The organism is Streptomyces milbemycinicus, assembly GCF_002154605.1.
GTDB lineage: Bacteria > Actinomycetota > Actinomycetes > Streptomycetales > Streptomycetaceae > Streptomyces > Streptomyces milbemycinicus.
Genome location: NZ_MUNE01000891.1, coordinates 1 through 1634 on the forward strand (window position 1 = coordinate 1; position 1634 = coordinate 1634).

The window sequence follows — 1634 nt, forward strand, 5'->3', positions numbered from 1 at the left end:
GTGGGTGGTTTCGGGTCGTGGTGTTGCGGCGTTGCGGGGGCAGGCTGAGCGGCTGCTGTCGCATGTGGAAGCGCATGAAGATTTGTCGTCGGTGGATGTGGGCTGGTCGCTGGCCACGGGGCGGACGGCTTTTGAGCACCGTGCGGTCGTCATCGGTGATCGTGACGGTCTGACGGCTGGCCTGGGTGCGCTGGCGCGGGGTGAGGATGTTCCAGGGGTGGTGGCCGGGCCCGCGTCCGGTGTGTCGGGCGCGGGTGGGCGTGTGGTGATGGTTTTCCCGGGTCAGGGTTCGCAGTGGGCGGGAATGGCCGTGGGACTGCTGGATTCTTCGGCGGTGTTCGCTGAGCGTTTTGCCGAGTGTGGTGAGGCTTTGGCGCAGTTTGTGGATTGGTCGTTGGAGGACGTGGTCCGGGGTGTTGCGGGTGTTGTGTCGTTGGAGCGGGTGGATGTGGTGCAGCCGGTGTTGTGGGCTGTGATGGTGTCGCTGGCTGAGCTGTGGCGTTCGTATGGTGTGCTGCCATCGGCGGTGGTCGGTCACTCGCAGGGTGAGATTGCGGCGGCCTGCGTTGCTGGGGCGCTGTCGGTTCGGGATGCGGCGAAGGTGGTGGCGCTTCGTTCCCAGGCGATTGCCGAGGACCTGGCCGGGCTCGGTGGGATGGCATCGGTATCGCTGACGGCCAAGCAGGTGGCCGAGCGCATCGCGGCATGGGACGGTCGTCTGTCGGTGGCGACGGTGAATGGTCCGACTTCGGTGGTGGTGGCCGGTGAGGTCGGGGCGCTGGAAGAGCTGCTGGCCGCGTGTGAGGCTGATGGGGTACGGGCGCGTCGTATCGCGGTGGATTACGCGTCCCATTCCACGCAGGTGGAGGCTATCCAGGAGCGGTTGGCGGAGTTGCTAGCAGGTGTTGAGCCGCGGTCGTCGTCGGTGCCGTTCTATTCGACGGTGACCGGTGGGCTCATCGACACGGCTGAATTGGATGCCGGGTACTGGTATCGCAATCTGCGGCAGACGGTCCGGTTCGAGGAGACCGTCGGCGCCATCCTGGACGAAGGCGACGCGGTCTTCATTGAGGCGTCAGCTCATCCGGTGCTGGTGGTCGGAGTGGAGGAGACCGCTGAGGCCCGTGGTGCGGAGGGCACGGTGGCGCTGGGTTCGCTGCGGCGTGACGAGGGCGGCCTGGACCGCTTTTTGACTTCCTTGGCTGAGGCGTGGGTGCGGGGTGTAGCCGTCGATTGGGCGAGGGCGTTTGAGGGTGCTGATGGGTCGTGGGTTGATTTGCCGACGTATGCGTTTCAGCGGGAGCGGTTTTGGGTGGGTGAGGAGCCGGGGGGTGGCGGTGTGGTGGAGTCCTTGGTGGGTGTGGGTGGTTTGGCTGAGCGGTTGGCTGGGTGTTCTGAGGGTGAGCGGTTGGGGGTGTTGTTGGAGTTGGTGCGGGGGCAGGTTGCGGTGGTGTTGGGGTATGGGTCGGTTGATGGGGTGGATGTGGGACGGTCGTTCAAGGATTTGGGTTTTGATTCGTTGATGGCTGTGGAGTTGCGTAATCGGTTGAGTGGTGCGACGGGTTTGAGGCTGCCGTCGTCGTTGTTGTTCGATTATCCGACGCCGTCGTTGTTGGTGCGGCATATGGATGCCG

1 protein-coding gene is annotated in these 1634 nt (G+C 64.9%); it reads left to right on the forward strand.

Features of this window, described 5'->3' with window-relative positions; translation table 11 throughout:
* Positions 1-1634: acyltransferase domain-containing protein (locus CCN51_RS48410; protein WP_158104774.1), on the forward strand; the 1634-nt coding region annotated here is incomplete at both ends.